Source organism: Amycolatopsis thermoflava N1165 (assembly GCF_000473265.1).
In the GTDB taxonomy this organism is placed as follows: domain Bacteria; phylum Actinomycetota; class Actinomycetes; order Mycobacteriales; family Pseudonocardiaceae; genus Amycolatopsis_E; species Amycolatopsis_E thermoflava.
This window is the reverse complement of the sequence record NZ_KI421511.1, coordinates 1894853-1921441: the sequence shown is the minus strand read 5'-3', so window position 1 is coordinate 1921441 and position 26589 is coordinate 1894853. Positions and strand designations below refer to the sequence as shown.

20 protein-coding genes and 2 pseudogenes are annotated in these 26589 nt (G+C 69.6%); 14 read left to right on the top strand and 8 right to left on the bottom strand.

From position 1 onward, the window contains the following. The first annotated feature begins 76 nt into the window (after positions 1 to 76). The 4 genes from AMYTH_RS0109605 to AMYTH_RS0109590 are packed head-to-tail and all read left to right on the top strand — an operon-like array spanning position 77 to position 4036. The gene (locus AMYTH_RS0109605) at positions 77 to 919 is read left to right on the top strand and encodes an enoyl-CoA hydratase (protein WP_027930133.1); all 843 of its coding nucleotides are present in this window, start codon (positions 77 to 79) and stop codon (positions 917 to 919) included. After that, positions 919 to 2049 carry an acyl-CoA dehydrogenase family protein gene (locus tag AMYTH_RS0109600; RefSeq protein ID WP_027930132.1) on the top strand — a complete coding sequence of 377 codons (1131 nt, stop codon included), beginning with the start codon at positions 919 to 921 and terminating at the stop codon, positions 2047 to 2049. The genes AMYTH_RS0109605 and AMYTH_RS0109600 overlap by 1 nt, the downstream gene beginning before the upstream one ends. Beyond that, positions 2046 to 2963, top strand: coding sequence for an acyl-CoA dehydrogenase family protein (locus AMYTH_RS0109595; RefSeq protein WP_027930131.1), 918 nt, complete (start codon positions 2046 to 2048; stop codon positions 2961 to 2963). Before AMYTH_RS0109600 ends, AMYTH_RS0109595 begins: the two co-directional genes overlap by 4 nt. After that, positions 2960 to 4036 carry an acyl-CoA dehydrogenase family protein gene (locus AMYTH_RS0109590; RefSeq protein ID WP_027930130.1) on the top strand — a complete coding sequence of 359 codons (1077 nt, stop codon included), beginning with the start codon at positions 2960 to 2962 and terminating at the stop codon, positions 4034 to 4036. Before AMYTH_RS0109595 ends, AMYTH_RS0109590 begins: the two co-directional genes overlap by 4 nt. A 69-nt stretch (positions 4037 to 4105) precedes the next feature. Here the strand turns inward: AMYTH_RS0109590 and AMYTH_RS0109585 are convergent, their stop codons facing one another. The 8 genes and pseudogenes from AMYTH_RS0109585 to AMYTH_RS50240 all read right to left on the bottom strand — a co-directional run bounded on the left by AMYTH_RS0109585 (position 4106) and on the right by AMYTH_RS50240 (position 13453). After that, positions 4106 to 4879 carry an enoyl-CoA hydratase gene (locus AMYTH_RS0109585; RefSeq protein ID WP_027930129.1) on the bottom strand — a complete coding sequence of 258 codons (774 nt, stop codon included), beginning with the start codon at positions 4877 to 4879 and terminating at the stop codon, positions 4106 to 4108. After that, complete coding sequence (locus AMYTH_RS44450) at positions 4876 to 5916, bottom strand: enoyl-CoA hydratase/isomerase family protein (protein WP_037322454.1); 1041 nt, start codon at positions 5914 to 5916, stop codon at positions 4876 to 4878. The genes AMYTH_RS0109585 and AMYTH_RS44450 overlap by 4 nt, the downstream gene beginning before the upstream one ends. Next, positions 5913 to 7055, bottom strand: a complete 1143-nt coding sequence (locus AMYTH_RS0109575) for an acyl-CoA dehydrogenase family protein (protein WP_027930128.1) — start codon at positions 7053 to 7055, stop codon at positions 5913 to 5915. The genes AMYTH_RS44450 and AMYTH_RS0109575 overlap by 4 nt, the downstream gene beginning before the upstream one ends. Next, positions 7055 to 7921 carry a 3-hydroxybutyryl-CoA dehydrogenase gene (locus AMYTH_RS0109570; protein WP_027930127.1) on the bottom strand — a complete coding sequence of 289 codons (867 nt, stop codon included), beginning with the start codon at positions 7919 to 7921 and terminating at the stop codon, positions 7055 to 7057. The genes AMYTH_RS0109575 and AMYTH_RS0109570 overlap by 1 nt, the downstream gene beginning before the upstream one ends. A 499-nt stretch (positions 7922 to 8420) precedes the next feature. Beyond that, positions 8421 to 8927: pseudogene (locus AMYTH_RS44445) on the bottom strand (IS5 family transposase); the annotation flags it as partial. 295 nt (positions 8928 to 9222) lie between these two features. After that, positions 9223 to 11262: an NERD domain-containing protein gene (locus AMYTH_RS0109560; protein ID WP_027930126.1), complete on the bottom strand. Its 2040-nt coding sequence runs from the start codon at positions 11260 to 11262 to the stop codon at positions 9223 to 9225. Between the two features lie 424 nt (positions 11263 to 11686). After that, positions 11687 to 12730, bottom strand: a complete 1044-nt coding sequence (locus tag AMYTH_RS44440) for a TRM11 family SAM-dependent methyltransferase (protein WP_051362612.1) — start codon at positions 12728 to 12730, stop codon at positions 11687 to 11689. Between the two features lie 51 nt (positions 12731 to 12781). Continuing rightward, positions 12782 to 13453: a hypothetical protein gene (locus tag AMYTH_RS50240; RefSeq protein WP_228684683.1), complete on the bottom strand. Its 672-nt coding sequence runs from the start codon at positions 13451 to 13453 to the stop codon at positions 12782 to 12784. An 814-nt stretch (positions 13454 to 14267) separates the two neighbouring features. Between AMYTH_RS50240 and AMYTH_RS0109545 the strand changes: the two genes are divergently transcribed. From AMYTH_RS0109545 to AMYTH_RS0109500, 10 genes and pseudogenes are all read left to right on the top strand, one after another. Next, positions 14268 to 15278, top strand: coding sequence for a hypothetical protein (locus tag AMYTH_RS0109545; protein WP_027930124.1), 1011 nt, complete (start codon positions 14268 to 14270; stop codon positions 15276 to 15278). Then, positions 15269 to 15640, top strand: a complete 372-nt coding sequence (locus AMYTH_RS0109540; protein ID WP_051362611.1) for a pilin — start codon at positions 15269 to 15271, stop codon at positions 15638 to 15640. Before AMYTH_RS0109545 ends, AMYTH_RS0109540 begins: the two co-directional genes overlap by 10 nt. A 112-nt stretch (positions 15641 to 15752) precedes the next feature. Then, the gene (locus AMYTH_RS0109535) at positions 15753 to 17786 is read left to right on the top strand and encodes a hypothetical protein (protein WP_228684681.1); all 2034 of its coding nucleotides are present in this window, start codon (positions 15753 to 15755) and stop codon (positions 17784 to 17786) included. After that, positions 17783 to 18946, top strand: coding sequence for a PrgI family protein (locus AMYTH_RS0109530; RefSeq protein ID WP_027930121.1), 1164 nt, complete (start codon positions 17783 to 17785; stop codon positions 18944 to 18946). The genes AMYTH_RS0109535 and AMYTH_RS0109530 overlap by 4 nt, the downstream gene beginning before the upstream one ends. Continuing rightward, positions 18946 to 20811 carry a VirB4 family type IV secretion system protein gene (locus tag AMYTH_RS0109525; RefSeq protein ID WP_027930120.1) on the top strand — a complete coding sequence of 622 codons (1866 nt, stop codon included), beginning with the start codon at positions 18946 to 18948 and terminating at the stop codon, positions 20809 to 20811. Before AMYTH_RS0109530 ends, AMYTH_RS0109525 begins: the two co-directional genes overlap by 1 nt. A gap of 19 nt (positions 20812 to 20830) precedes the next feature. Beyond that, positions 20831 to 23366 (top strand): annotated as a pseudogene (locus AMYTH_RS44435) (type IV secretory system conjugative DNA transfer family protein). Positions 23367 to 23398: 32 nt separating this feature from the next. Further along, complete coding sequence (locus tag AMYTH_RS0109515; RefSeq protein WP_027930119.1) at positions 23399 to 24400, top strand: replication-relaxation family protein; 1002 nt, start codon at positions 23399 to 23401, stop codon at positions 24398 to 24400. A 6-nt stretch (positions 24401 to 24406) separates the two neighbouring features. Then, positions 24407 to 25396, top strand: coding sequence for a hypothetical protein (locus AMYTH_RS0109510; RefSeq protein WP_027930118.1), 990 nt, complete (start codon positions 24407 to 24409; stop codon positions 25394 to 25396). Positions 25397 to 25398: 2 nt separating this feature from the next. Next, the gene (locus AMYTH_RS49885) at positions 25399 to 25626 is read left to right on the top strand and encodes a hypothetical protein (protein WP_027930117.1); all 228 of its coding nucleotides are present in this window, start codon (positions 25399 to 25401) and stop codon (positions 25624 to 25626) included. Between the two features lie 218 nt (positions 25627 to 25844). Continuing rightward, entirely contained in the window at positions 25845 to 26375 is a 531-nt protein-coding gene (locus AMYTH_RS0109500; protein WP_157360567.1) for an HNH endonuclease signature motif containing protein, read from the top strand. The last annotated feature ends 214 nt before the right edge of the window (positions 26376 to 26589 follow it).

The following is a 26589-nucleotide window of genomic DNA, read 5'->3' as shown; positions in this document are numbered from 1 at the left end:
GGGTGCGCCGAGTCGTTACGCTACCAAGCAATTGCTTGCTTTGGAAAGGTTGCGGTGTACGGCGAAGGAGTAACGCATGAGTGAACCGGTGGTCCGCTATGAGCGCCGGGGCGCGGTGGCGCTGGTGACGATGAATCGCCCGGAGTACCGCAACGCGCAGAACTCGGCGATGACCTACGCGCTGGACGATGCGTTCACCCGCGCGGTGGACGATGCCGACGTGAAGGTGATCGTGCTGGCGGGGGAGGGCAAGCACTTCTCGGCGGGGCACGACATCGGCACGCCCGGCCGCGATGTCGACCAGAGTTTCGACCGGCGCGCGGTGGTGTGGTGGGACCACACGACCCGGGAGGGCGGGGATCAGCGGTTCGCCCGGGAGTCCGAGGTGTATCTGGGGATGTGCCGGCGGTGGCGGGAGATCCCGAAACCGATGATCGCGTCGGTGCAGGGTGCGTGTATCGCGGGCGGGCTGATGCTGGCCTGGGTCTGTGATGTGATCGTGGCTTCCGATGACGCGTTCTTCGCTGATCCGGTGGTGCGCATGGGCATTCCGGGGGTGGAGTACTTCGCGCACCCGTGGGTGCTGGGGCCGCGGGCGGCGAAGGAGGTGCTGTTCACCGGGGAGCGGTTCAGCGTGCAGCAGGCCAGGGAGTGGGGCATGGTCAACCGGGTCGTGCCGCGCGCCGAACTCGAAGCGCGCACTGTCGTGCTGGCGGAGACGATCGCGCGGATGCCGCAGTTCGGGCTGGCGCTGGCGAAGAAGGCGGTCAACCAGGCCGAGGACCTGATGGGCCTGCGGTCCGGAATGGACTCGGTGTTCGGGCTGCACCACTTCGCGCACGCGCACAACGCCGAAACCTCCACGGATTCGCTGGGTGGGCAGGACGCGCGGTCGATGCGGGACGGGGGGCAGCGCTGATGGACCTCGACATCGATGCCGAGTCGGCGGCGTTCCGCGACGAGGTGCGGGAGTGGCTGGCGGCGCACGTGCCCACGCTCCCGTCGATGGACACCGCGGAGGGCTTCGCGGCGCACCGGGAGTGGGAGGCGCAGCTGGCCGACGCGCGGTTGTCGGTGGTGTCCTGGCCGCGCGCCTACGGCGGCCGGGACGCGTCGCTGTTGCAGTGGGTGCTGTTCGAGGAGGAGTACTACGCCGCCGGGGCACCCGGGCGGGTGTCCCAGAACGGGATCTTCATGCTGGGCCCGACCCTGTTCGCCCACGGCACGCCCGAGCAGCGGGACCGGATCCTGCCGGCCATGGCCCGGGGTGAGCAGGTGTGGGCGCAGGCCTGGTCCGAACCCGAAGCCGGGTCCGACATCGCCGCGTTGCGCAGCAGCGCGGTCCGCACCGAGGGTGGGTGGTTGCTGTCCGGGCAGAAGACCTGGTCCTCCCGCGCGGCCTTCGCCGACCGCGCGTTCGGGCTGTTCCGCACCGACCCCGGCCAGCGGCGGCACCGCGGACTGACGTACTTCATGTTCGACCTGCGCGCCGAGGGCGTGACCGTGCGGCCGATCCCACAGCTGGACGGGGAGCCGGGGTTCGCCGAGATCTTCCTGGACCAGGTGTTCGTGCCCGATGCGGACGTGATCGGCGAACCGGGCCAGGGCTGGCGGGTCGCGATGACCACCGCCAACAACGAACGCGGCCTGTCCCTGCGCAGCCCCGGCCGCTTCCTCGCCGCCGCGAACCGGCTCGTGGACCTCTGGCACTCGACGGGGGAACCGGCCGCGGCGCGGGACCGGGTGGCGGACGCGTGGATCGGGGCGCGCGCCTACCAGCTCTACACCTTCGGCACCGTGTCCCGGCTGGCCGAGGGCGGCGAGCTCGGACCGGAATCCAGCGTCAACAAGCTGTTCTGGTCCCACCTCGACCTCGACCTGCACGAAACGGCGCTCGACATCCTCGGCCCGCACGCCGAAACCGACCGGGCCTGGGTGGAGGGCTACCTGTTCTCGCTGGCCGGCCCGATCTACGGCGGCACCGACCAGATCCAGCGCAACACCATCGCCGAACGACTCCTGGGACTGCCGAAGGAGGCCCGCCGATGAGATTCGCGCTCTCCCCTGAACAGCGGGACTTCGCCACCAGCCTGCACGACTACCTCACCGGAGCCGACACCCCCGGCGCCGCCCGCGCCTGGGCCGACGGGCGGCACGAACCCGGGCTCAAACTCCTGCGCGGCCTCGCCGAACTCGGCGTGCCCGCCCTGCTCATCGACGAAGCACACGGCGGCCTCGGCGCCGGCCCAGTCGACCTCGTGGTGGCCTTCGAAGCCCTGGGCTACCACGCCGTCCCCGGACCACTGGTGGAAACCGCCGCGGTCGCGCCCGCCGCGCTGACCGGGGCGGCGGCGGAGCGGTGGCTGCCGCCTCTGGCCGCCGGTGAAGCGTTCGCGACGGTACCGGTGCCGCTCGCGCTGGACGCCGACATCGCCGCCGTCGTCGTGGGTGGCGAGGTCGTGGGCGAGCCCGAGCTGGTCCGATCAATCGACCCCACCCGGCGGCTCTTCCGAGTCGACGCACCCCCGCTGACCGGCGGCAGGGCCTTCGACCTCGGGGTTCTCGCCGTGGCCGCGCAGCTGCTCGGCGCCGGGCAATGGCTGCTGGACGCCACGGTCGCCTACGCCAAGCAACGCAGCCAATACGGCCGGCTGATCGGCGAATACCAGGCGATCAAGCACCTGCTCGCCGACGTCGCCACCCACCTCGAACTCACCCGGCCCCTGGTGCACGGCGCCGCCGTCACCGGCAGCCCACAAGACATCTCGGCCGCCAAGGTCAAGGCCGCCGACGCCGCCCACCTCGCCGCCCGCACCGCGCTGCAGGTCCACGGCGCCATCGGCTACACCGCCGAACACGACCTCGGCCTCCGACTGACCAAAGTCCGGGCACTGACCGGCGCCTGGGGCACCGGGGCGTTCCACCGCGAGCGCATCCTTCGGACGATAGCGGGGCGGCGATGAACGGAACGGATCCCAGGGAAACCGACGAAGCCCGCGCGTTGCGAGAGGTCGTTCGCGCGTTGCTGGCGAAGAGGTCGGGGCCGGCCGAGGTCCGGTCCGCGATGGAGTCTCCCCTCGGCTACGACGACAAGCTGTGGTCCACCCTGTGCGAGGACATCGGAGTGGCCGGCCTCGGCATCCCCGAGGAGCACGGCGGCCTGGGAGCCGGGCTTGCCGAGGTCTGCGTGGTGCTCGAGGAACTGGGCCGGACCCTCACCCCGTCGCCCATGCTGGGCTCGGCCGTGCTGTCCGGTCAAGCCGTCCTGGCCACCGGGAACGACGACGAGTGCCGGCGATTGTTGCCCGGCATCGCCGCAGGCAGCACGATCGCCGCTCTGGCGTGGTCCCGGGAGGACGGCTCGTGGTCGCCGGACCACCCGGCGTGCCGTGCCCGAGAAGGCCGCGTCGACGGCCGGGCGCATTACGTCCTCGACGCCGCCCATGCGGACGTCCTGCTCGTGGTCGCTCGCACCGACGACGGCGTGGGTTTGTTCGAGGTCGCCGTCGATGGGGCGATCCGGGCCGACGTCACCACGATGGATCCCACCCGTCGGCTGGCGACTGTGGAGATGAACGCGGCACCGGCCCGGCGTCTCGACCTGGGAGATTACGGGCCGGCGCTGAGCCGGGCGCGGGATCTGGTCACGGTCGCGCTGGCGGCCGAACAGGTGGGGGCCGCCGCGCGGGCGTTGGAACTGACCGTGGAGTACAGCAAGCAGCGCCGCCAGTTCGGCAGGCCCATCGGCGGCTTCCAGGCGCTCAAACACCGGATGGCCGACGTCCATGTCCACGTGGAAGCCGCCCGGTCGGCGCTGTACGGCGCGCTGACCGGAGACGATCTGCCGGTGGACGCGGCGACCGCGAAGGCCGTCTGCTCGGAGGCGTTCGAACACGCGGCCGCGGAGATGATCCAGCTGCACGGCGGCATCGCGATCACCTGGGAGCACGACGCCCACCTGTACTTCAAACGCGCGCACGGCAGCGCACAGCTCTTCGGCCGGCCCGCTGGATTCCCTGACGCCACCAGCGGATAACCGGCCGGAGCGACCGCCGGGCGGCGGGCCTGACCCGTGGGGACCAGATCCGCCGCCCGGCGAGTTGTGTCAGCGGTCCTGGAAGGACGGTGGTCGCTTCTCGATGAAGGCGGCCATGCCTTCCTTCTGGTCCTGGGTGGCGAACGTGGAGTGGAAGACGCGGCGTTCGAACAGGATTCCCTCGGACAGACTGGTCTCGAAGGACCGGTTGACCGCTTCCTTGGCCATCTTGGCGGCGGGTTTGGACATGCCCGCGATCGTGCGGGCGACGGACAGCGCTTCGTCGAGGAGGGTGTCCGCGGGGACGATGCGGGAGACGAGGCCGGCGCGTTCGGCTTCCTCGGCGTTCATGGTGCGTCCGGTGAGGCACAGGTCCATCGCCTTGGCCTTGCCGACGGCACGGGTGAGCCGCTGGGAACCGCCCATGCCGGGGATGATGCCGAGGGTGATCTCGGGCTGGCCGAACTTCGCGGTGTCGGCGGCGAGCAGGATGTCGCAGATCATGGCGAGTTCACAGCCGCCGCCGAGGGCGTAGCCGGCTACGGCCGCGATCAGCGGGGTGCGGACCCGGGTCAGGGTGTCCCAGCCGGCGAACCAGTCGGTGGCGTAGACGTGGCTGAAGCTGTGCGGCTGCATCTCCTTGATGTCGGCGCCGGCGGCGAACGCGCGCTCGGAGCCGGTGAGCACGATCGCCCCGATGGTGGGATCGCGGTCGAGTTCGGCTGCGGCGGTGGTGAGTTCGGTCATCATGGCGAGGTTCAGCGCGTTGAGCGCGTGGGGGCGGTCGAGAGTGATGAGGGCGACGCCGTCGTCGCCGCGGTCGACCCGGATGGTGTCGGTCATCGGTTTCCTTGCGTGAGTAGGGAGAGGTCGCCGTGTGCCGGCGGGGCGAAGAACCTGTCGACCAGGGCCGGGGTGACCTCGCCGAGCGTGGCGGGTGACCAGCGCGGGTCGCGGTCCTTGTCGATGATCTGCGCCCGGATGCCCTCGGCCAGGTCCGGCGCGGTCAGGCTCGCGCAGGCGATGCGGTACTCCTGGGTGAGCGCGGCGTCCAGGCTGGGCAGCGCTCGAGCTGTCCGCAGGGCGCGGAGCGTGACCTTGAGCGCGGTCGGGGATTTGGCGCCGATCTCCTTGGCGACGGCGCTGCACCCTGCCTCGTGCAGCCGGTCGAGGATCTCCTCGACCGTGTCGGCGGAGTAGCAGGCGTCGATCCATGCCGCATCGGCGGCCAGGCCGCTGTCCGGGGGTGCCTGCGCGAACATGCGCACGGCTTCGCGCGGCTCCCGCACGGCGAGGGCGGCACGCAGGTCCGCCAACCGGTCGCTGGGCACGAAGAAGTCAGCGAGTCCGCAGTGGATCGCGTCGGCGCCGGACAGGTGGGCGGCGGTGAGCGCGGCGTGCGTGCCCAGCTCGCCGGGGGCGCGGGAGAGGAGGTAGGTGCCGCCGACGTCAGGGGTGAGCCCGATGCCGGTTTCGGGCATGCCGACCCGGGAGCGCTCGGTGACCACCCGCAGGGATCCGTGGGCGGAGACGCCGACCCCGCCGCCCAGCACCAGCCCGTCCATCAGCGCCACGTAGGTTTTGGGGTAGCGGGCGATGTGCGCGTTGAGCCGGTACTCGTCGGCCCAGAAGCCGGGTGATGCGGTGCCGCCGGTGCGGGCGTCGTCGTGGATCGAGCGGATGTCGCCGCCGGCGCACAATCCGCGCTCGCCGGCGCCGTCGATCACGACGGTCCGCACGGTGTCGTCGTACTCCCACCGGGTGAGGGCGGCGTCGATCGCCCGGACCATGGCGTGGGTGAGGGCGTTGAGCGCACGAGGCCGGTTGAGCGTGATCCAGCCGACGCCGTTCCGGGTCGTGATGAGGACTTCCGGTGTCATCGTGCCAGCAGGGCCCGCGCCATCACGATGCGCTGGATCTGGTTCGTGCCCTCGTAGATCTGCGTGATCTTCGCGTCGCGCATCATGCGTTCCACCGGGAAGTCGCGGGTGTAGCCGGCGCCGCCGAAGAGCTGCACGGCGTCCGTGGTCACCGACATCGCCACGTCCGAGGCGTAGGACTTCGCCGCCGAGGCCATGAATCCGGCACGCGCGTCGCCGCGCTCGGTGGCTGCCGCGGAGGCGTACACGAGGTGCCGGGCGGCCTCGATCTTCGTGCCCATGTCCGCCAGCATGAACTGCACGCCCTGGAACTCGCCGATCGCCTTGCCGAACTGCTTGCGCTCCTTCACGTACGCGACCGCCGCGTCGAGCGCGCCCTGCGCGATGCCCAGCGCCTGCGCCCCGATCGTCGGCCGGGTGTGGTCGAGCGTGCGCAGCGCCGTCTTGAGCCCGGTGCCGGGCTCGCCGATGATCCGGTCCGCCGGGATCGTGCAGTTCTCGAAGTAGATCTCCCGCGTCGGCGACCCCTTGATGCCCAGCTTGCGCTCCTTGGGGCCGACCGAGAAGCCCGGGTCGTCCTTGTGCACCACGAACGCCGAAATGCCGTTCGACTTCTTCGGCGCGTCCGGGTCGGTCACCGCCATCACCGTGTACCACGTGGACTCGCCGGCGTTGGTGATCCACGCCTTCGTCCCGTTCAGCACCCAGTGGTCACCGTCCAGCCGGGCCCGCGTGCGCATCGACGCGGTGTCCGAACCGGCCTCCCGCTCCGACAACCCGTACGACGCCGTCGCACCGGCCGCGATCTCCGGCAGCACCAGCTTCTTCAGCTCGTCCGACGCCGACAGGATGATCGGCTGCGTCCCCAGCTTGTTCACCGCCGGGATCAGCGACGCCGACGCGTCGACCCGCGCGACCTCCTCGATCACGATGCACGCCGCGATCGCGTCCGCGCCCTGACCCTCGTACTCGTCCGGAATGTGCACCGCGTTGAAACCCGAGGCGTTCAGCGCCCGCAGAGCCTCGACCGGGTACCGCTCCTGTTCATCCACCTCGGCGGCGTAAGGTGCGATCTCCTTCTCTGCCAGCGCACGCACGGCAGCACGCAGCTCCTCGTGCTCCTCGGCCAGCCGGTACATCAGACGCCCTTCCCGTAGTCGTAGAAGCCACGGCCGGATTTCTTCCCGTACAGGCCCGCGTCGACCATGCGCAGCAACAGCGGTGGCGCGGCGTAGAGCGGCTCCTTGAACTCCTCATAGAGGGAGTCGGCCACCGCTTTGAGTGTCTCCAGCCCGATCAGGTCGGCCAGACGCAGCGGGCCCATCGGGTGGGCGCAGCCGTGGACCATGCCGTTGTCGATGTCCTCGGCGGCGGCGAACCCGGACTCCAGCATGCGGATGGCGGACAGCAGGTAGGGGACCAGCAGGGCGTTGACCACGAAGCCGGCCCGGTCCTGAGCGCGCACGACCGTCTTGCCCAACGCGCCGGTGGCGAAGGCCGCGGCGCGTTCCGTCGTCTGGTCCGCGGTGAGCAGGGACGGGATCAGCTCGGCCAGCGGCAGCACCGGCACCGGGTTGAAGAAGTGGATGCCGATGACCTGCTCCGGCCGGCTCGTCGCCATGCCCAATTTCATGATCGGGATCGACGAAGTGTTGGAGGCGAGAACGGCGTCCGGCCGGGTGACGACCTTGTCCAGCCTGGCGAACAGTCCGGTCTTGATGGTCTCGTCCTCGGCGACCGCCTCGATGACGAGGTCCCGGTCGGCGAACTCGTCCAGGTCGATCGTGTAAGACAGGCGAGCACTCGCCGAGGCACCGTCGGCCGCCGACAGCTTCCCGGCTCGCACCGCGCGGTCCAGCGACTTGCCGATGCGCTCCCGCGCCGCGGCCAGAGCCGCTTCACCGACCTCCGCGACGACCACGTCGAGTCCAGCCCGCGCACACACCTCGGCGATGCCCGACCCCATCAGGCCACCGCCGACCACGCCCACCTTCGAGATGTCCATGCCTCGAAGATTAGTAGGGCATCAAACTGTTGGACATAGTAGTATCTGCGATCCGTCTCACAGACACGTGCCGGCCACGAAGCGGCGAATGCGGACCTGCGCTGCGGAGTTCAGCTGCCAGGCAGCATCGGCGAGGACGAGACCGGGAACGGGCCGCGCGGCATCGCACTCATGGGAAGTGCGCTGACCGTCACCGTGGCCATCAGACCAGGCGAAGCACCCCGCAGGCGGAGGTGGCGTACAGGCACGGTGACCGCCCCGCGAACCAAGAAGCTCGATTGTCTCCGCGCTTGGCACCCGACCGTGCCGCGATGACCGTCCTGGCCGACCGGTGGGGCTGTCGGCGGCGCGATGACGAACTGCGGCGTAATTTTCAGTGCCTTGTCCAGCTCGTTCGAGCCGTATGTGTGGGAGCGCGGCGAGTCTGTTGGTTGTGTCGAGACGACCGCTTGACCTGTCGCTGATGGAAAGGACAGCCTCCGCGGTCCGGCTTACCGGCTTAGGCCGTGTCCTGTAGGTCTGTACGCAGCCACAACACGATCGAGGCGATGATGATCTCGGCGCGGTAGTAGGCGGCGCGTTTGGCGTAGCGGGTGGCCAGGTCCCGAAACTGCTTGAGCCGGTTGAAGCAGCGCTCGACGACGTTCCGCTTGGCATAGATGGCCTGGTCGAACGCGGGTGGGCGGCCACCGGCCGCGCCCTTGGCGCGGCGATGCTGGACCTGGTCGCGGCGTTCGGGGCAGGTGAACGGGATCCGCCGCTGGCGCAGCGCGGCCCGGGTGGAGGGATGCGAGTAGGCCTTGTCGGCGATCACTCGGTCCGGGTGGGTGCGGGGCCGGCCCGGTCCGTCCCGGCCGACGTTGATCTGGTCCAGCAGCCGCAGCAGGTGCGGGTTGTCCCCGGCCTGCCCGGCGGTGAGGACGATCGACATGGGCAGACCGCGCCCGTCCACCGCGAGGTGGATCTTGCTGGTCAGTCCACCTCGGGAGCGGCCGAGGGCTTCCCCCGTCGACGGCGAGGGCGTCGATCCATCCGGTGGCGCATCCCCCTTCCGCGACCGGCGGTAGCAGGGATTCGATCCGGGCCCAGGTCTTCTCGGTCAGTTCACCACGACCCACCACGCGGTCATGATCAACTACCGCAGGTCACAACCCCTACAGGACACGCCCTAGGCGCAACTTCGTCAAGTATTCCAAGTGAGACGCAGGCGTTTTGTCCAGGATCGTGCGTGAAATTTGGCGCGACGTGCGCAGCGGTGTTGCCACAACTCCCGTACCGCAAGCAAGTCTGCGTCCCACTCCTCACGCACCGTCTTGCGGGTGGCGAAGGCCGTCTGGAGGCGATACGGAGATGGCCAGGAGGTCAGGGCGTTCCTCTCCTAGAGCGCGAGCATTGTTGTCGTCGACAATGCATACGGTGAGGTTGTCTGTTAGGCGAAGACCTGTCGATGCCCGCCGGACGTGCTTGCGTCCCTTTCGGGACTGTCTCTCCGCTCGTGCGGTCTTGAGTGCCTTTACCAATGGCGACCACCGAGTCGGGGGTACGGACAACGCCTCGACGGTGAGAGAGTGCCAATGACCGGGTCGTTGTTCCATTACGTTGGTCAGCGCCTCCAGTACTTCGGCTGGAACGCCACTGGTCGGCCTTGACGAAGGTTGGTCAGGGTCATCGCTGTCCCGGGTGTAGTAGTCGTTCATGAGCTGCGAGGTGGTGCTCAGGGTCATCACCTCGCCCTCGCCGGGGCGGACAGCTTGGATACGTTTTTCACACCAGAGTCCGAGCGCTTCTGTTTCGACGAGGATCGTCGGGCCGCCCAGCTTGTTGATCCGAGCCCGCAGTTCCGCGTACGCGTAGAACTCGGCGGGGTGACGCAGAATGTCGGCAACCATCAAGAGGTCGGCGAGGTTCACCAACCAGGTGCCGTCGGCAGGGATGTCTCCCCGCTTGCCCCCGTCTGGCAGGTGGGTGGCGAAGGGGTCCACGCGGTCCAGCATGACGATCACCGAGGTGATGTGCGGCGCGTTCGGGATAGTCAGCGGACGCTTGTCCTTGTCGCGGAGGTCTTCCGCACCCTGCTGAAGGTGGCGGATTGTCCGCGCGTTCTGGTCGAGGGCCTTATCTATGAATTCTCGCGACTTCTTCCTGACCCGCTCGGGTGCGCCCCGCCGGGCTGGATCGGTGAATCGCCCGGCTTTTGCCTCCACGACGATAGAGCCACCAGGAGTGGCCACCAGGACGTCGACGTCCGGCCGCTGCCCGTCAGCTGGGTACGTAGCACTGCGATGGACGTGCTCGGCGCCGAATACTTCGAGGAGTGCTTGATGCGCGAGCTCTTCGCACGCGTCCTGCCGCCGTTTGTCGAAGGCACGGAGCAGCGCGAGATTCTGGCTGCAGACGTCGGCCGCCCAGTCGAGTGCGAGGTGCATGAAATCGCCAGGTGAGGCCCAGAGCTTCCGCCCGTCCGGTAGTCCGATGATCGGTCGGCGGCGCAGGACGTTGGTCTCGAACAGGCTGGTGAAGGTTGGCTGGCTACCCAGCTGCGTCGTCATGGCGCCGAGTAGTCGGGAGAGTTGGCCACGAGGGATTCCCGTGCGTTCGGTCAGTAGCTCGACGAGGTCCTCGACCGGTGCTGACGCGAAGGTGGCCATGCCGGCCAGGTGACGTCCGAGGTGCTCTACAAGGTCATCTTGTGGCGCCTTCCGCGGAATCTGGTCGAGGAGCGGCTGAAGGCGTTCCGCGACAGCGAGCTCACGCTCGACGAGGACTTCCCCGTAGGCGTCGGCGACTATGAGCGCGTCTTTCAACGCGAAGCCGAGTGCGCTTTGTGACCGATCGGAGAGGCGGTCGGTGATGGAGGTGTAGATCACTCGGAGCTGGGCCGGGTATCCCAGCATCCGGTCGAACTGGTTTTCAAACTCGAGTAGATGCCGGGCACGGTCAAGCTGGTTGCTGGCCCCCTCCTGCACGAGTTTGCCTTCGCCAATCCGCATCTGCGCGATGGCGTACTCGCGAAGCAGGGCGTCCAGCGTCCAGAGTGACTGGAGATCGGGCTCTGCGCCATGCCGTGCGAGGACCTGCTCGACAGGCATCGCCGTTACCAACCCGCCGAAGAACTCCGCCATCGCGTCGGCCCCGAAGCCGAGGTGGCCGGGCATGGTGCGTCTCATCCGCTGGAGGAGCGTGACGCTGCTGTACAGGCGCAGAGCATCTCCGCCATCCGCGACGGCACGTATTCTGTCGACCAGGGCGAGGAGCCGCCGCTCTGCCTCGGCGGCTTGTCTGAGCGCGGCTTGCTGGAACCTGGCGAGGGTTTCACCGTGTGGCCGCCGCGCGGTGCGCACCCCACGGGCGTCAACGCGACTGAATTCGATGGCTGTCGAACCCAGGTACGGTTCCGGATCTGCGACCCTGGTCTGAGGCCTCTTCCGCGTTGAAGGTCGCTTCTTCGTCGAGCCCACGTCGGTCCTTATTGGTTTGGTCTCCCCGTGGAAAGGATAGATCACCAACGCGAGGGTCAGCCCCAGTGGCCATGCGGCGCGGCACCGTGACTCCGACTTCTCCATGACCTCCTGGTGAGGACATGGCTCCAGGGGCGCCGGATCGCCCGGTCATAGCCAGCACGGTCGGAGTTCTGGGTCAGGTGTTGGCGACGTCGATCCGGGGGGCCTTTGCAGGCGAACAGGAGCACGGTCGTGCTCTGAACCCCGGCGCGGAGCGACGGCGGTCGTAACGCTTGTGGCGTGGCGGTGAGAGTAGGGCGACTGGTCATGCCGCCCGCCCGGTGTTGCGGGACCGACTCCGGCGCGAACGCAGCTTGGTCACGGTTGCGGAGAATGGTGCGGCCCTGTGGTGGAGCGCGGTGCGAAAGACGACGACGTCTTCGTGGGCGATGAGGTGCAGGGGGAGTCCGGCTTCGCGTTGTTTTCGGATGAAGTCGCGTTGGAAGAAGCTGCCGCGGGCGATCAGGTCGGTCTCTGCGGCGCGCGCGAGTAGCGCAACGTTGCGCTCGGTCGGGATGAGTCCGGCTGCTTGGCCGCAGGCGAGGATCTGGGCGGGCAGGTCGATGAGTTCGGAGTGCTCGCGCCAGGGGCGGATGGTGATGACGACGTGGCCGCCGGGCCGGAGGAAGGTGCGCAGGCCGGCGAGGATTCGGGTGAACCCGGCGAGCAGCCGGTGGTGACCGATGTTGGCGAGGTTGCCACGGTCGAGGGCGCTGCCGTAGCGGTGCCAGTACTTCTGGATGCCTTCGCTGGGTGCGACGGCCACGCGCCCGTGGGTCGACGGCCCGTAGGGCGGGGAGGTCACTACGAGCGCGGCCTGGCCGACGTACTCCTGCGGCAGCAGCGTCAGCAGCTGGCGAGCGTCGCCCTGGATGACGCGCGCGTCGTGGTCGATGCCCTCTTCGCGTGCCAGCTCGAGATTCGATCGGCTGACCGCGACCCAGTGGGGTTCGTACTCCACCCCGACCGCGCGGCGGCCGAGGTGCACGGCTTCGACGAGCGTCGTGCCGATGCCGCACATCGGGTCGAGCACCAGCTCGCCCGGACGGGTGTAGTGCTCGATGGCGTGGCGGGCGACGTCGGGCAGCATCTTGGCCGGATGTGCAGTCGACTCGGGCGTGTACTTGCCCTTGCGTTGGGTTGCGGGCGACACCTGCGCGGTGGTCCACACCGAGAGGTCGCGTGAATCCGGTTGGGCACCCGCCTCGTCGTCGGGGTGGTCGAGCGCGTCGATGAGCGTGCGGGGGATGGGTTGCGTCGGCTCGTCGGCAGGGCCGTACGTGGCCGGGCTACGGCTTTCGTTTGTCATGGGTGCGCCTTCCTGGCGATGACGGGTGAGGTCGGGTCCAGCGCGTGTGCGTCAGGTGTCGTCGACCTGTGACCGGTGGTCGTGGGCCTGGGTGAAGACGAGGACGTCGGAGTGGATGCGGTGATGCGGGAGCGGCAGCCCGCGCACTCGCGCCCGGTGCCGCGCGCGGGTGCTATCGCCGACGCGGTCCGGGTGCTCGTCGGGGAGGCGGAATCGGCCGTCCCGGACGGGCGTGTGGACGGCGACGATGTGTTGGAGGTAGAGCAAGTCGGCGTTCTGTCCGGCCGCGACAACGGCTCCGGTCGGGTCGGTGAGCTGGCCGGTTGTCCAGTCACAGTGCGTGAGCACCACGAAGATGCCGCCGAGCCGGAGCCGACGGGCTGCGAACAGTGCGATGAGATCGGCGGAGTGGTCGCCGGAGAGCCCGGGCCGCAAGCTCGAAATGATCAGATCATCACCACTGCTGTGCTTCGTCTCGTCCCCCGTCACGTCGTCGTCTGCGGTGACTGCCGAGGTGGTAGGGACCAGCTCCGGAGTCGGATCGGTGCCTCCGATCAGGTCCGCCCAAGAGGGTGCTGAATTCGACGTGCCGGTCGTCGCCGGGTGTGACACGCGTTCGATGTGAGCGGTTCGGCCGAGGCGTTCGACGGCGTGCAGCGCATCGGTGAGTTCGGCATCCGGATCGGCGTCGGGAGCGCGGTCGATGACGCCGCCAGGACCCACGGGTGTGAGCTTCGGACGCGGCCCCGGTGGCGACGGCCAGGGGAGTAGGACGACCCGCGCGCCGGGCGTGCTGAACGCGGTGACGACCCGATTGATGAGGGCCGCGGGCCATGTCGCATTGAGGTCGATGGCGGACGAACCGGCAGGCCACACGGTCGCGGGAGTTGGGATCGGAGCGACGCCGTGTGAACGCGAGCGGCGAGTGGTGTTCGCGGGCTTGCCGGGGCTGGGCCGAGTGGTGGTCGGGGCGGTTGGCCAGGGCCTGCGGTCGCTGATGCGGCGTCGACCGGCGCGGGTCGAGGACGGGTGCGTCGAGTCGGATCGCTTGCGGGGTGTGCGGCGGCCGGGACGGTCGGGCGTGGTCACGGGTATCCCCTCGGAGAAGGCGAGCGCGTCCGTTTGTGCGTGGCGCTGATGACACCCCTGAACTCCGAAAGAACCGCTTGGCGGGGACACGTCTTGGGGAACCTTTATCCGCGGGCCGGCAAATAGTGAGCTCGGTGCGTAATCAGGTGGATTTATCCCGGGGCATCGAGATGCGGCGGCACCGTGGCCGTGGCGGATTCGAGCGCTGACCAAACTGGTACCGATCTAGTACCGGTGTGGAAAAGGTGCAGGTAGAAGGCAATTACAGGGCGGCGCATCTGATCTTGAGGGAGTACAGGGGTCGGTCGAAGACGATCTTCGATGTGACGGGTTGAAGATCGTCCGTTTGTCGTCAGTACTTGTCCGGTGCCACTTCGGTCAGCGGTTGGTAACACCTCTTGTGGCCTCCTGGGCGGGTCGTTGTTCCGGCCCGTTTGGGAGTCACTTGATGAATTCACGTGATGCCGTTCCGCGCTCGGGTTTCGAGCGTTCTGCGATGCCGTTGGACGCCGCCCGCGCGGCGTTCGAGTGGCTGGTCACCGGGGACCATCCGGTGGCGGTCGATGGCCGGTTGTTCGCCGGGTTGCCGCGGCGGCGTGTGCCGCTCAACGAGCTGCGTGACCGGCTGCTCCGGCGTCGTTGTCCGCAGACGTTGCGGGACGCGGTGTGGGCGCACCTGGTGTTGCTGGCGCGCACCGAAGGTGGCACTTGGACGGTCGGCGCGGTGGGCGTCGCGCTGCCCGCGCTGACCTCGATCGCCGCCACCCTGTCGGCGAGGTTCGCCGGCGATCCCAGTGACATCCATGCGGCGGTGCTCGCCGGATTCGTCGCCGAGCTCGAGACGATCGACCTGCGCAGGCCGCGCATCATGCTCCGGCTTCGGTGGGCTGCCTACCGCGCCGGGCACGCGTGCGTCCGCGAGGCGCTGGATGCCCCCGTGCCATCCGGTCACGGCTTCCGTTCGACGCTGCTGCCGCCGCCGTGGGGGCACCCCGATTTCGTTCTTGCCCGCGCGGTGGCCGAGGGCGCGATTACCGCAGCGGAGGCCGAGCTGATCGGCGCCACCCGGTTGGAAGGAGTGCCGCTGGCCGATGCCGCGGCTGAGCGCGACGTGTCGTATCAAGCCGCGAAGAAGGCTCGGCAACGGGCCGAGCGGCGTCTCGTCGCGTACCTCCGCGAGGACCTTCGCCGTGACGCGGGCACCGCCCATCGCGACGGCGATCTCACGACTCGGGTGGCCGACACGGTGGCCATCACCCACGCCCAACCATCACCCGGCGTAACCGCTCTGCGCGCGCGGGCGGGCAAGAAAACGAGCGCTCATGTGTCCCCCCAGGGTGCGTCTTCCGGAGTTCAGGGGTGCGGGACGGGACCAGCCTCCCGTGTGAACACCACCCCTTCGCCCGAGCAGCCGCAGCGGCGGCCGGGCTCGACTCCGGGAGAGCCGCGATGCGCCTGACCCGAAACCCTCGCCTGCCGCGCAGGCGCCGCTGGCGCCGCCGGGCGCTGCTGCTGGCCGAACTCGTCGTGCTCGCTCTGCTGACCTCTGGTGCGATCTCTCACGGGGAGACCGTGGTGCTCGCGCTCGCGGGCAGCGTGGAGGAAGTTCTCAACAATATCCGCAACTGGCTGATGGGCATCCTCGCCGGGCTGGCGACGGTGTTCCTCACCATCGGCGGTGTCCGGCGCGTGTTCGGTGGCGGCGACCCGGGGGAGCAGGAGAAGGCGAAGGAGGCGTTCAAGGCCGCCGGCATCGGCTACGTTCTGGCCGCGCTCGCCCCGCTGGTCGTCGAGGTGCTCAAAGGCATCGTGGGGGCGTGAGCCGATGCGCCCCTCGAACACGCCGGACGGTCGGGAACTCGCCGCTCCGCCATCACGCCGGAAGGTGCGGTTACCCAAGCTGACTCGTGGCCGGGCGTTGGTGGGGCTGGCGGTGAGCCTCGTCGTTCTGTTCGGTGGCACGCTTGCCGTCGCTGCGCTCAACCCCGGCTCGTCGATGGCGCCGTCGGCTGCCGCGCAACCACTGCCGCTTCCGACTGTCGAGCCATGCGAACCCGGATTGCCGCTGTGCTCCATGCCCGCGCCGGCGACAGCACCGTCGCTGCCCGAGGTGCCCCTGCCCCTTCCCACCGGAGCGGCGACCTCGGTCACCTGCTTCCCCGGTTCGCTGCAGGACGGGTGCCTTCCGTCGTCGCCGACCTCGTCCGCTCCGCCGTGCACCGGTGAGGGCTGCATCCCGCATCCCGGCACTAGCACGCCGCCCACGGCGCCCGGTGCAGAACAGCCCGTTCCGGGCGAGGAGACGGGCGACGACTGCGGCCTCACGAACATTGGCGCCTGCATCACCGACGTGATCGACGGGTTCTTCCGCGGCATCGTCGAGAGCGCGCTCAACCCGCTGCTCGAACTGCTGTCCAAGACGCTGCTGACCACCCCGACGCCGGACTCGCTGCCGCGGGTGGGTGAGCTGTGGGACAACTCCTGGCAGATCCTGCTCGTCTCCTACGCCCTGCTGATTCTCATCGCGGGTGTCGTCGTGATGGGCTATCAGACGGTCCAGACCCGGCACTCGGCCAAGGAGATCGCGCCGCGCCTCGTGGTGGGGTTCCTGGCCGGTGCGTTGAGCCTGTGGGTGGCCACCAAGGGCATCCAGATCGCCAACGCCCTCGTCGCCGCCATCATGGGCGGCGGGCTCGACGCGAGTGCCGCCGGTGCGGCTCTGCGCAACCTCGTCATAGGCTCACTCAAAGGCGGCATGTGGATCGTCTTCATCGGACTCGTCCTGGCCGGTTTGCTCGTCGCGCTGCTGGTGACCTACGTCGTGCGAGTCGCGTTGACGATCATCCTCATCGTCGCCGCGCCGCTGGCGCTGATGTTCCACGCCCTGCCGCAGACCGAGGGCATCGCCTACTGGTGGTGGAAAGCCTACGGCGGCTGCCTCGCGATCCAGCTCGGCCAAAGCCTGACCCTGATCACCGCGTTGAAGGTGTTCTTCACCCCCGGCGGATTCACCGTGTTCGGGCCGACCGCCTCCGGGCTGATCAACCTGCTCGTCGCTCTCGCGCTGATGTACATCCTGCTCAAAATCCCGTTCTGGATCCTGGGCTCGATCCGCGGCGGAGGCGGTCGCAGCCTGATCGGATCCCTTGTCCGGGGCTTCCTCGCCTACAAGACGTTCGGGCTTCTGGGCGGGGGCGGTGGAAAGCCCCGGAGGCCCCGAGCTACCGGCGGTGGCAACAGCCTTGGCAGCTCGTCCACGCGCTCAGCGGAGCCGAGGACCACCGCGGGCGGGCAGTACGTGTTGCCGCTGCCGGGCCTGCGCCGGACCCGGCCCAAGCCCAAACCGAAGAACACTCCGGAGCCGAAACCACCACCGCGCAATCCCGGTCGTCAACTGGCGCTGCCGCTGGGTGATGACTGGCCCGAGAACAAGCCGGTGCTCGGCCGCGACGGGCAGTACCGCCTGCCCTTCGACGTTGCGCGCGCAGCGCCACCTTCAGCGGCCACGGGAGCTGCGGGAACGAGCGGTCGACGGGCGCCTCGCGGGCGCACCGGGAAACAACTCGAGCTGCCGTTCGACCCCTACCAGGGCAATCGGCCGCTCCGGTCCGGCCAATACCCACTGCCGCTGGACGGCCTGCGCAAGGTGGCCCGGCCGAGCCCGCCACCGCCTCCTGCTCGTCGCGGAACCGGCCGGCGCGTGGTCCAGCCGCCGCTGCCCTTTGACCCCTACGAGGGCAACCGACCGACTCGGTCCGGTCAGTACCCGCTGCCCGTGGACGGCCTGAAACACGTGCCGCCCAAGCCCGCGCCGCCACCACCGCCCAAGCCACGTGCACCGAAGGCCGGACGGCAGTTGCGACTCCCGCTCGACCTCCCCAAGCCCGCCAAGACGCCGCCCCCGCGCGTGACCCCGCCACCGCCGACGAACGTGCGACGGCGCAAGCCAGGAGGTAGCAAGTCATGACCGAACCCGTTCGCATTCCCGCCGACGTCGACATGCACGACCGCGTGCTCGGACCGCTCACCTCGCGCCAGCTGGGCATCCTCGCTGCGGCCGGAGCGGCGCTGTACCTGGTGTGGCTCGCCACGCGCGCGTTCTTGCCGATCCCGCTGTTCGCCGCCTTCGCGGTTCCGGTCGGTGTGGCGTCGGTGATGCTCGCCCTGGGCAAGCGCGATGGTGTCCCGCTGGACAAGCTCCTGGTCGCTGCGATCCGCCAGCGACTCTCCCCGCGATACCGCGTCGCCGCGCCGGAAGGCGTGCGTCCGGCGCCCGCGTGGCTCACCGCGAACGCGGACCAGGGAGCCGGCCGCCGCGGGCCAGCGTCCGAGGCTGAACCCGTTTCGCCGTCCGCGCTGCGCCTGCCGGCTGAGGCAGTCACGGAGACCGGCGTGGTGGACCTGGGCCCGGACGGGTTGGCGGTCGTCGCCGTCGGGAGCACGGTGAACTTCGCGCTCCGGACACCGGCCGAGCAGGAGGCACTGGTCGCCTCGTTCGGGCGCTACCTGCACTCACTGACCGCCCCGGTCCAGGTGCTGGTGCGCACCGAGCGTCTCGACCTCTCCGCTCAGATCGCCGAGCTGCGCGAGCGCGCGGGTGGCCTGCCGCACCCGGCGTTGGAAGCGGCCGCGGTTGAGCATGCCGACTACCTGGTCCAGCTCGGGCAGGAGTCCGATCTGCTGCGGCGGCAGGTGCTGCTCGTGCTGCGGGAACCGCTCGCCGCAGCCGACCCTCCTGACGGACTCGGCGGCCCCGGGGCGCTGGCCGCTCTGCAGGGCCGCCGCAACCGGACGCCCGGCCAGGCCGACGCTGCCGCACGACGAGCGGCCGAGTCGCGCCTGGTTCGCCGCCTCACCGAAGTCGTGGAGCTGCTGTCCCCGGCCGGGATCACGGTGACCCCGCTCGACGCGGGGCAGGCCACCGCGGTGCTGGCCTCGGCGTGCAACCCCGACAGCCTCTTGCCCCCATCAGCCGGGCTCGCCGGCGCGGATGAGGTCATCACTACCGCTTCGGACCCGGCGGATGACGACGCCGCCCGGTGGCGTGCGGATGCACGTGCAGAGGACGAGCCCGCGTGGGGCGAGGACGACTGGGACTACGAGGACGAGCGAGGGGAGCAGTTCTGATGCGCCATCGCAGCCACCACCGTCGGCCTGGCCAACCGGCTTCCCCGGCCGCAGCCGCATTCACGCCGGACGCCCTGTCGGTGGGGGCGCGGCACCTGGAGGTCGGCGGCGAATGGGTCGCCAGCTTCGCGGTCATCGGCTACCCGCGCGAGGTGCACCCCGGCTGGCTGGCTCCGCTGCTGACGTACCCCGGTCGCTTGGACGTCTCCGTGCACGTCGAGCCGATCGACCCGGCCACCGCCGCCGCCCGGTTGAAGAAGCAGCTCGCCAAGCTGGAGGCCGGGCGACGCCACACCGCCGAGCACGGCCGGCTGTTCGACCCGCACGTCGAGGCCGCCACCGAGGACGCCTACGACCTGTCCTCCCGGGTCGCCCGCGGTGAGGGCAAGCTGTTCCGCGTCGGGCTGTACCTGACCATCCACGCCACCTCCCAGAGCGCGCTCGCCGAGGAAGTCGCGGCACTGCGGTCGCTGTGCGCCAGCCTGCTGCTGGACGCCAAGCACACCACCTACCGCAGCCTCCAGGGGTGGGTGTCGACCCTGCCGCTGGGCTTGGACCTGATCGGCATGCGCCGCACCTTCGACACCGCGGCGTTGTCGGCCGGGTTCCCGTTCACCAGCCCGGACCTGCCCGCACCCGATCCGACGTCGGTCGCAGCACCGGCTGGGGTGCTCTACGGCTACAACATCGGCTCCCAGGGGCTGGTGCATTGGGACCGGTTCGGCGCCGGGATGCACAACCACAACGCCGTGATCCTGGGCCGCTCCGGCGCAGGGAAGTCCTACCTGGTCAAGCTCGAGTTGCTGCGCTCGTTGTACCGCGGGATCGAGGTCGCTGTTGTCGATCCGGAGGACGAGTATGCCCGGCTCGCGGCCGCCGTCGGGGGAACCACCGTCCACCTCGGCGTGCCCGGAGTTCGGCTCAACCCGTTCGATTTGCCTATCCACACGCGGCCGGACGGACGACGCACCGCACCGAAGGACGCGCTCGTTCGGCGCAGCCTGTTCCTGCACACCGTGGTCGAAGTTCTCCTCGGCGGTGAACCGTCGGCGGCGGAGCGGGCCGCGCTGGACCGCGCGATCGCCGCGACGTACCAGAGCGTGGGCGTCACCGCCGATCCCCGCACCTGGACCCGCCCCTCACCCGAGCTGCGCACACTGCGAGATCAGCTCGCGAGCTCCGAGGACACCGCCGGCCGCGAGCTTGCCGCGCGGCTGCACCCGTTCGTCGAGGGCGCGTTCAAGCAGCTCTTCGACGGGCCCAGCACCGTTCAACCCGAGGGACACCTGGTGGTGTTCAGCCTCCGGGATCTGCCCGACGAGCTGAAAGCGATCGGCACGCTGCTCACGCTCGACGTCATCTGGCGGCGAGTGTCGAACCCCGCGATCCGCCGGCCGCGGATGGTGGCGGTGGACGAGGCATGGCTGTTGCTGCAGGACAAGGCTGGTGCCGAGTTCTTGTTTCGTTCGGCCAAAGCCTTCCGCAAGTATTGGGCCGGTCTGACGGTGGCGACCCAGGATGTCGACGACGTCTTGGGCACCGATCTCGGCAAAGCCGTCGTGGCCAACGCAGCGACCCAGATCCTGCTTCGGCAAGCCCCGCAAGCCATCGACGAGATCGCCCGGACCTTCACCCTCTCCGCCGGAGAACGCCAGTTCCTGCTCGCAGCCGACCGCGGCCAGGGACTGCTGTCGACCGGAACCCAGCGCGTGGCCTTCCAAAGCGTGGCGTCGCCGACGGAGCACTACTTAATCACCAGCGATCCGGCAGAACTCGTCGACCAGGACGACGACCAGGCTGCCGCGTTCGTCGACCTCGGTCCTCAGCCCGTCGAGGGCGAGGAGATCAGCCTCGATGCCACTTGATCGCAGGGAGAAGAGTCCTATGTGGATAGCGCAGAAACATCCCGCTTCCATCGATTGGCTAGAGCACTACCTGCGCGACCCTGGCGGTGCGCTGGTCGCCGTGCTGAGCCGACTCCGCGAGCTCGCCATGGATGATGGCCCGATCGCCGTGCCGGTGCTCACCATGCTGGTCGCGACGCTCCTCGCCGGGCGAAGGTGGTGGGCGCGACGGTGTCACGAGCGACTCGTCGCCGACGCACGTCAAGTCACCGTGCTCGCCCCGCCCACCATCGATCCAGCCGGCGGCGCCGCGCTGTGGTCCAACCTCGTGGGCCTCCTGCGGCCCGGCTGGCGACAGGCACTCACCGGACAACCGCACGTTGCCTGCGAGTACGTGTTCTCCGAGGCAGGGGTCGCGATCCGGTTGTGGGTGCCCGGCGTCATCCCACCCGGCCTCGTCGAGCGTGCCGTCGAGGCCGCGTGGCCCGGCGCCCACACCCGGGTGCGGCCTGCTGAGCCGCCACTGCCTGTTCCGCGCGACGGCGAGCGGCGCCTCATGGTCGGCGGCGAGTTGCGGCTCGCGCGGTCGGAAGCCCTGCCTATTCGCACGGCCTTCGAGGCCGACCCGATCCGCGCACTCATCGGCGCGCCGGTCGGACTGGGGCGCAACGAGCGCGCCTGCGTACAGGTCCTGGCCCGCCCGGTCACCGGGCGCCGCGTCCAACGAGCCCGCCGCGCCGCCCGGCAGGTCCACACCGGCAGTTCCGTGCGGCTGGTCGGCCGCCTGCTGGACGCCGTCACACCTGGGATGCCACGAACCCGCCGCGCAACACTGCATCGCACGAAGACCGGTGCTCTGCACAGCGACCCGCAAACCTCGCTTGAGTACGCGGCACAAAACCGGGCCATCGTCGCCAAGCAGCGCGGCAGCCAGTTCGAGACCGTCGTCCGCTACGCCGTCGCCACCATCCTCCCCGCAAGTGCCGACGCCGACGCGGTCAGCGCAGCCCGAGAGGTCGCCCGCGGTCGCGCCCATGCCCTCGCCGCGTCGTTCGCCTCCTACACCGAGCACAACCACTACACGCGACACCGCCTCCGCCGCCCCGGGCAGGTCATCGACTCCCGGTTCCTGGCACGAGGCGACCTGCTGTCGGTGCCCGAGCTGGCCGCGATAGCCCACCTCCCCACCGACGAGGCCATCCCCGGGCTGCAGCGCGCCGGAGCCCGGGCTATTGCGCCCCCCACCTGGCATCGCCGTACCAGGGCCCGAAGCCAAACCGCTCGGCGTCACCGACACCGGCCACGAACGGCCCGTCGCCCTGCGAGTCCCCGACGCCCGACACCATCTGCACGTGCTCGGCGCGACCGGCTCCGGCAAATCGACCTTGCTGGGCACGATCGTCCTGGCCGACGCCGAGGCCGGTCGCGGAACCGTCCTGATCGATCCCAAGGGCGATCTCGTCACCGACGTCCTGTCCCGGCTGCCCCGCTCCGCGTCCGACCGGGTCGTGCTCTTCGACGCCGACAGCAAGGCCCGCCCACCATGCCTCAACCCGCTCGACGGCGGCGAAACCGACCTGATGGTTGACAACCTCGTCTCCGTGTTCCGCCGGGTCTACTCGGCCTTCTGGGGCCCGCGCACCGACGACGTGATGCGCGCGGCATGCCTGACCCTCCGGTCCCAGGAAGGCGTCGCCACCCTCGCGGACCTGCCGAAACTGCTGGCCGACGAAGCCTTCCGCGGCCGCGTCACCGCCGGCATCACCGATCCTGTCCTGCGGAGCTTCTGGTCCTGGTATGAGGAGCTGACCGACTCGGCCCGCTCACAGGTCATCAGCCCGTTGATGAACAAGCTCCGCGCCTTCCTGCTGCGCCCCTTCGTCCGCGCCGCCATCGCGGGAGGACACTCCACAGTCGACCTCAGCGAGGTGCTCGACGGTGGCATCTGCCTGGTGCGCATCCCGAAGGGCTCGTTGGGGGAGGAGACCACCCGGTTGGTCGGGTCGCTGGTCGTGGCGCGCACCTGGCAGGCCATCACCGGCCGCGCGCGCATCCCTCAGCGTCGTCGCAGGGACGCGAGCCTGGTGATCGACGAGTGCCACAACTTCCTCAACCTGCCCTATCCGATCGAGGACATGCTCGCCGAGGCCCGCGGGTTCCGAACCTCGATGACGCTGGCGCACCAGCACCTCGGCCAGCTTCCCCGCGAACTCCGCGAAGGCATCTCGACCAACGCACGCAGCAAGATTTTCTTCAACGCCTCGCCAGAAGACGCACGTGAGCTGGCCCGCCACACCGCGCCACGGCTCTCCGACCACGACCTGGCCCACCTCGGCGCCTACCACGCCGCCGCCCGACTCGTCCTGAACGGCGAGGAGGCACAGCCGTTCACCCTTCGCACCCTGCCGCTGCCGCCACCGGTTCCCGGTCGCGCACGCGAGATCCGCGCCGCCGCTCGTCGCGCCACGCTCAGCACCACGCGGCCGAGCGGTAAGTCGCCGGGCAGCGCGGCACCGGCCAACCGCAGCGAGCGAGTCACCCGCGCACGCAGCGCTGATCCCCGCCGGCGCAGCTGAACCCATCCACTTGGACCTCGTTGGAGGCGACCTTGATCACCAACCCGACTCCCCAGCGAGCGTTGCGCGGACACAAGCCCGCTCGCCCGAGCCCGCGCGTCGCGAATTCGGCCGATCACCAGGCTGCGCTGGCGGTGCGGCTGACGCCCCGGGACAAATGGATCGCCCGCATGCTGTGGGAGCACCGGGTCCTGACCTCGCACCAGGTCACCGCCCTCGCGTTTCCCAGCTTCAGGTCAGGACGCCAGCGGCTGCGCGAGCTCTACCTGTGGGGCGTGGTGGACCGCTTCCAGCCGTTCGTCACCGTCGGGACAGCGCCGATGCATTACGTGCTCGCCCCGGCCGGCGCCACGGTGCTCGCGGCGGAGGACGGCCGGGACGTCAAGGAGATGGGCTACCGGCACGAGCGTGTCTTCGCCGTCGCGCACAGCCTGCGGCTCGCACACACCGTCGGGGTGAATGAGTGGTTCACCACCCTCGTCGCCCGTGCCCGCCACGAGCAGGGCGTGTTGACGGCCTGGTGGTCCGAGACACGGTGCGGCCGTCACTTCGGCGACCTCGTCCGGCCCGACGCCTACGGCCGGTGGGAGCAGGGGGACCGGCAGATCGAGTGGTTCCTGGAGTTTGACTTCGGCACCGAGCCTCTGGCGAAGCTTGCCGGGAAACTGTCCGGTTATGCCGCCCTCGCGGAAGCCAGCGGCATCACCACCCCCGTGCTGGTGTGGCTGCCGAACTCGCGTCGGGAGGTCAACGCCCGCCGCGTGCTGGCCCGAGCCCAGGGTCAGCTGGCCGAGCCGTGCACCGTGCCCGTCGCGACCGCGGCGGCCGATCTGCTCGACCCGGCCGCCGCACACCCGAGCCCCGCCGACGAGGTATGGCTTCCCCTCGACCCTCGAGGGCCGTTGCGCCGACGGACACTCGCCGGCCTCGCCGACGCCTGGCCCGGCCTCCCGCCACCGGTCGCTGCGGACGACACCGCGCCCGGTCCGGTGCCGCCTCCGCCCTCGCCGATGCCGCCCCCGTCACGGCGGTAGGCGCAGGTGACGGCTTCAGTCAAGACGGCGGCGGTCGCGGCGGTCGTGGTGCTGCTCATTCCGGTGCTGATCGGCGCTGCCGCCGCCGGTGTGGTCGCCTCCCTGTTCACCAGCGGTGGCGGTGCTGACTGTGCTCCCGCCGGTGCCAGCCCCGCGACCGGAGTCGCGGGATACGGCCCCGAAGAGCTTGCCAACGCCGCCACCATCGTCGCCGTCGGCAAGCAGATGCGAGTGCCCGAGTACGGGTGGGTGATCGCCGTCGCCGCGGCCATGCAGGAGTCCCGGCTGCGTAACCTGGACTACGGGGACCGGGACAGTCTCGGCCTCTTCCAGCAACGGCCCTCGCAAGGCTGGGGCACCCCGGCGCAGATCCTCAACCCCAGCTACGCCGCCGCCCAGTTCTACGAGCACCTGTTGGCCGTGCCTAACTGGCAACAGATGAGCGTCACCGGCGCCGCGCAGGCCGTGCAACGCTCCGCCTACCCCAACGCCTATGCCCAGCACGAGCACGCCGCCCGTCAGGTCGTGGGCGCTCTCAACGGCGTCACCTGCACGGCCATCACGGCCCCTGGACAGCTGCGCACCAGCTGGCCCTCCGAGCAGGCCACCGAGCCCGACCCCACCAGCCGCGGCCGCATCACGCCTCGCACGCTCGCTCTCGTCCGGGCCTTGCAGGCGGGCGCGATGACAGGCGATGGCCTCGGCTGCTACGAGGCGCGCCCCGCGAACCCCAGCTCCGATCACCCGCAGGGCCGCGCGTGCGACATCCTGCTCGAACCCGGCGATCCGCAGGCGGTGAGCGAGGGGTGGCGGATCACCGAGTGGCTGATCGCCCACCAGCCCGTGCTCGGCGTGCGGTACCTGATCTGGCAGGGCCAGTACTGGTCGGCCGACAACCCCACGTGGCAGCCCTACCAATCCGACGCGTATGGCTGCCCGGATCCGGCCAACGTCACCGGCTGCCACTACGACCACATCCACGTCTCGATGTATTGAGAATGTGGTTCGACCTGCCGATGTCGGTGGGCGCGGCGCACCTGGTGGTGGCCGACGCGGCGGTGCCATCGAATGCGGCGGACACGGTACTCGATGCGATGGAGCTGAGGGTGGCGTCGGCAGTAACGGAGCCCCGCGGGCTGATGGCGGCCAGACAAACTAGCCGCGCCCACAGCGCGCCCACTCCACTGCCAGCGACCTCGGCCGACATGAAGGCGGTACTGGGGTAGAGCCGACAGCTCGCCGGCAATGGTCGGCGGGAGTTCGCGGACGGGGCCTAGCAGGGCACAGCCGCGGCCTGTCCGTGAGTCGATGCCGAACGCGCGGACGTGGCGGGTAAGGTTGTGCCGAGACGCATGGGATCCGTCCAGATCGCCACCGGTGCTCGTCAATCGAAGCTGCGTGTCGGAGGTTTGGCCGTGCTTGGACTCTCGATATCCTGGTCACTATGTCAGTCGGACGTCCTACCATCCCGACCGCGCTTGAGCGTGATCTCAAACTTGAGGTCGGCTACCGGTGCCCCATGCCGCAGTGCCGTGAGACTGAGCTCGACCGGGCGCACCTGGTCGACTATTCGAAGACTCATGACGACTCATTCGGTAATCAGATCATGCTCTGTCCGACCTGTCACCGGAAGCACACGAAGGGAACCGTCACGACCCAGGACCTTCGCGTGCTAAAGGCTCGACTTGCCTGGGAGAATGATCGGTACACAGGTACGGAGATCAAGATTCTAAGTCTGTTCGCGCAACACCACGGCACCCACTTCAGCCACTCGAAGAGGTGGGCACCGTGCGTGCGCTTCCTAAACGCCGACGGCTACATCGAGTGGGTCCGGGACGATGTAGCGGAAGGCGTCCCCGCGGACGTCTATCGGCTGACGGATAATGGCCGCCTGTTCGCCCAGGCGTGGGCTGAGTCCGGCGCTCGCCAGTTCGAGTTCAACGGGCCCGACCTCCGCCCACGGCAGGCGGACTAGCCCCCGCCTTCCCGTCGCCGTCCCTTGATCAACAGGGGCAAGTTGCGCGTCTTATATGCGACCCCGGCCGGGCCGATGCTCCGCGGTGCAACCGCACCGGGCCGCCCGATCTCCGCCACCGCAACTTCGCCCAACCCAAGCCTGGCCATAGCCGATGGTGGGTTCTAGCTCAACGTTGGCCAAGGGCCACGATGACGTGATGGTGAGAACCGTG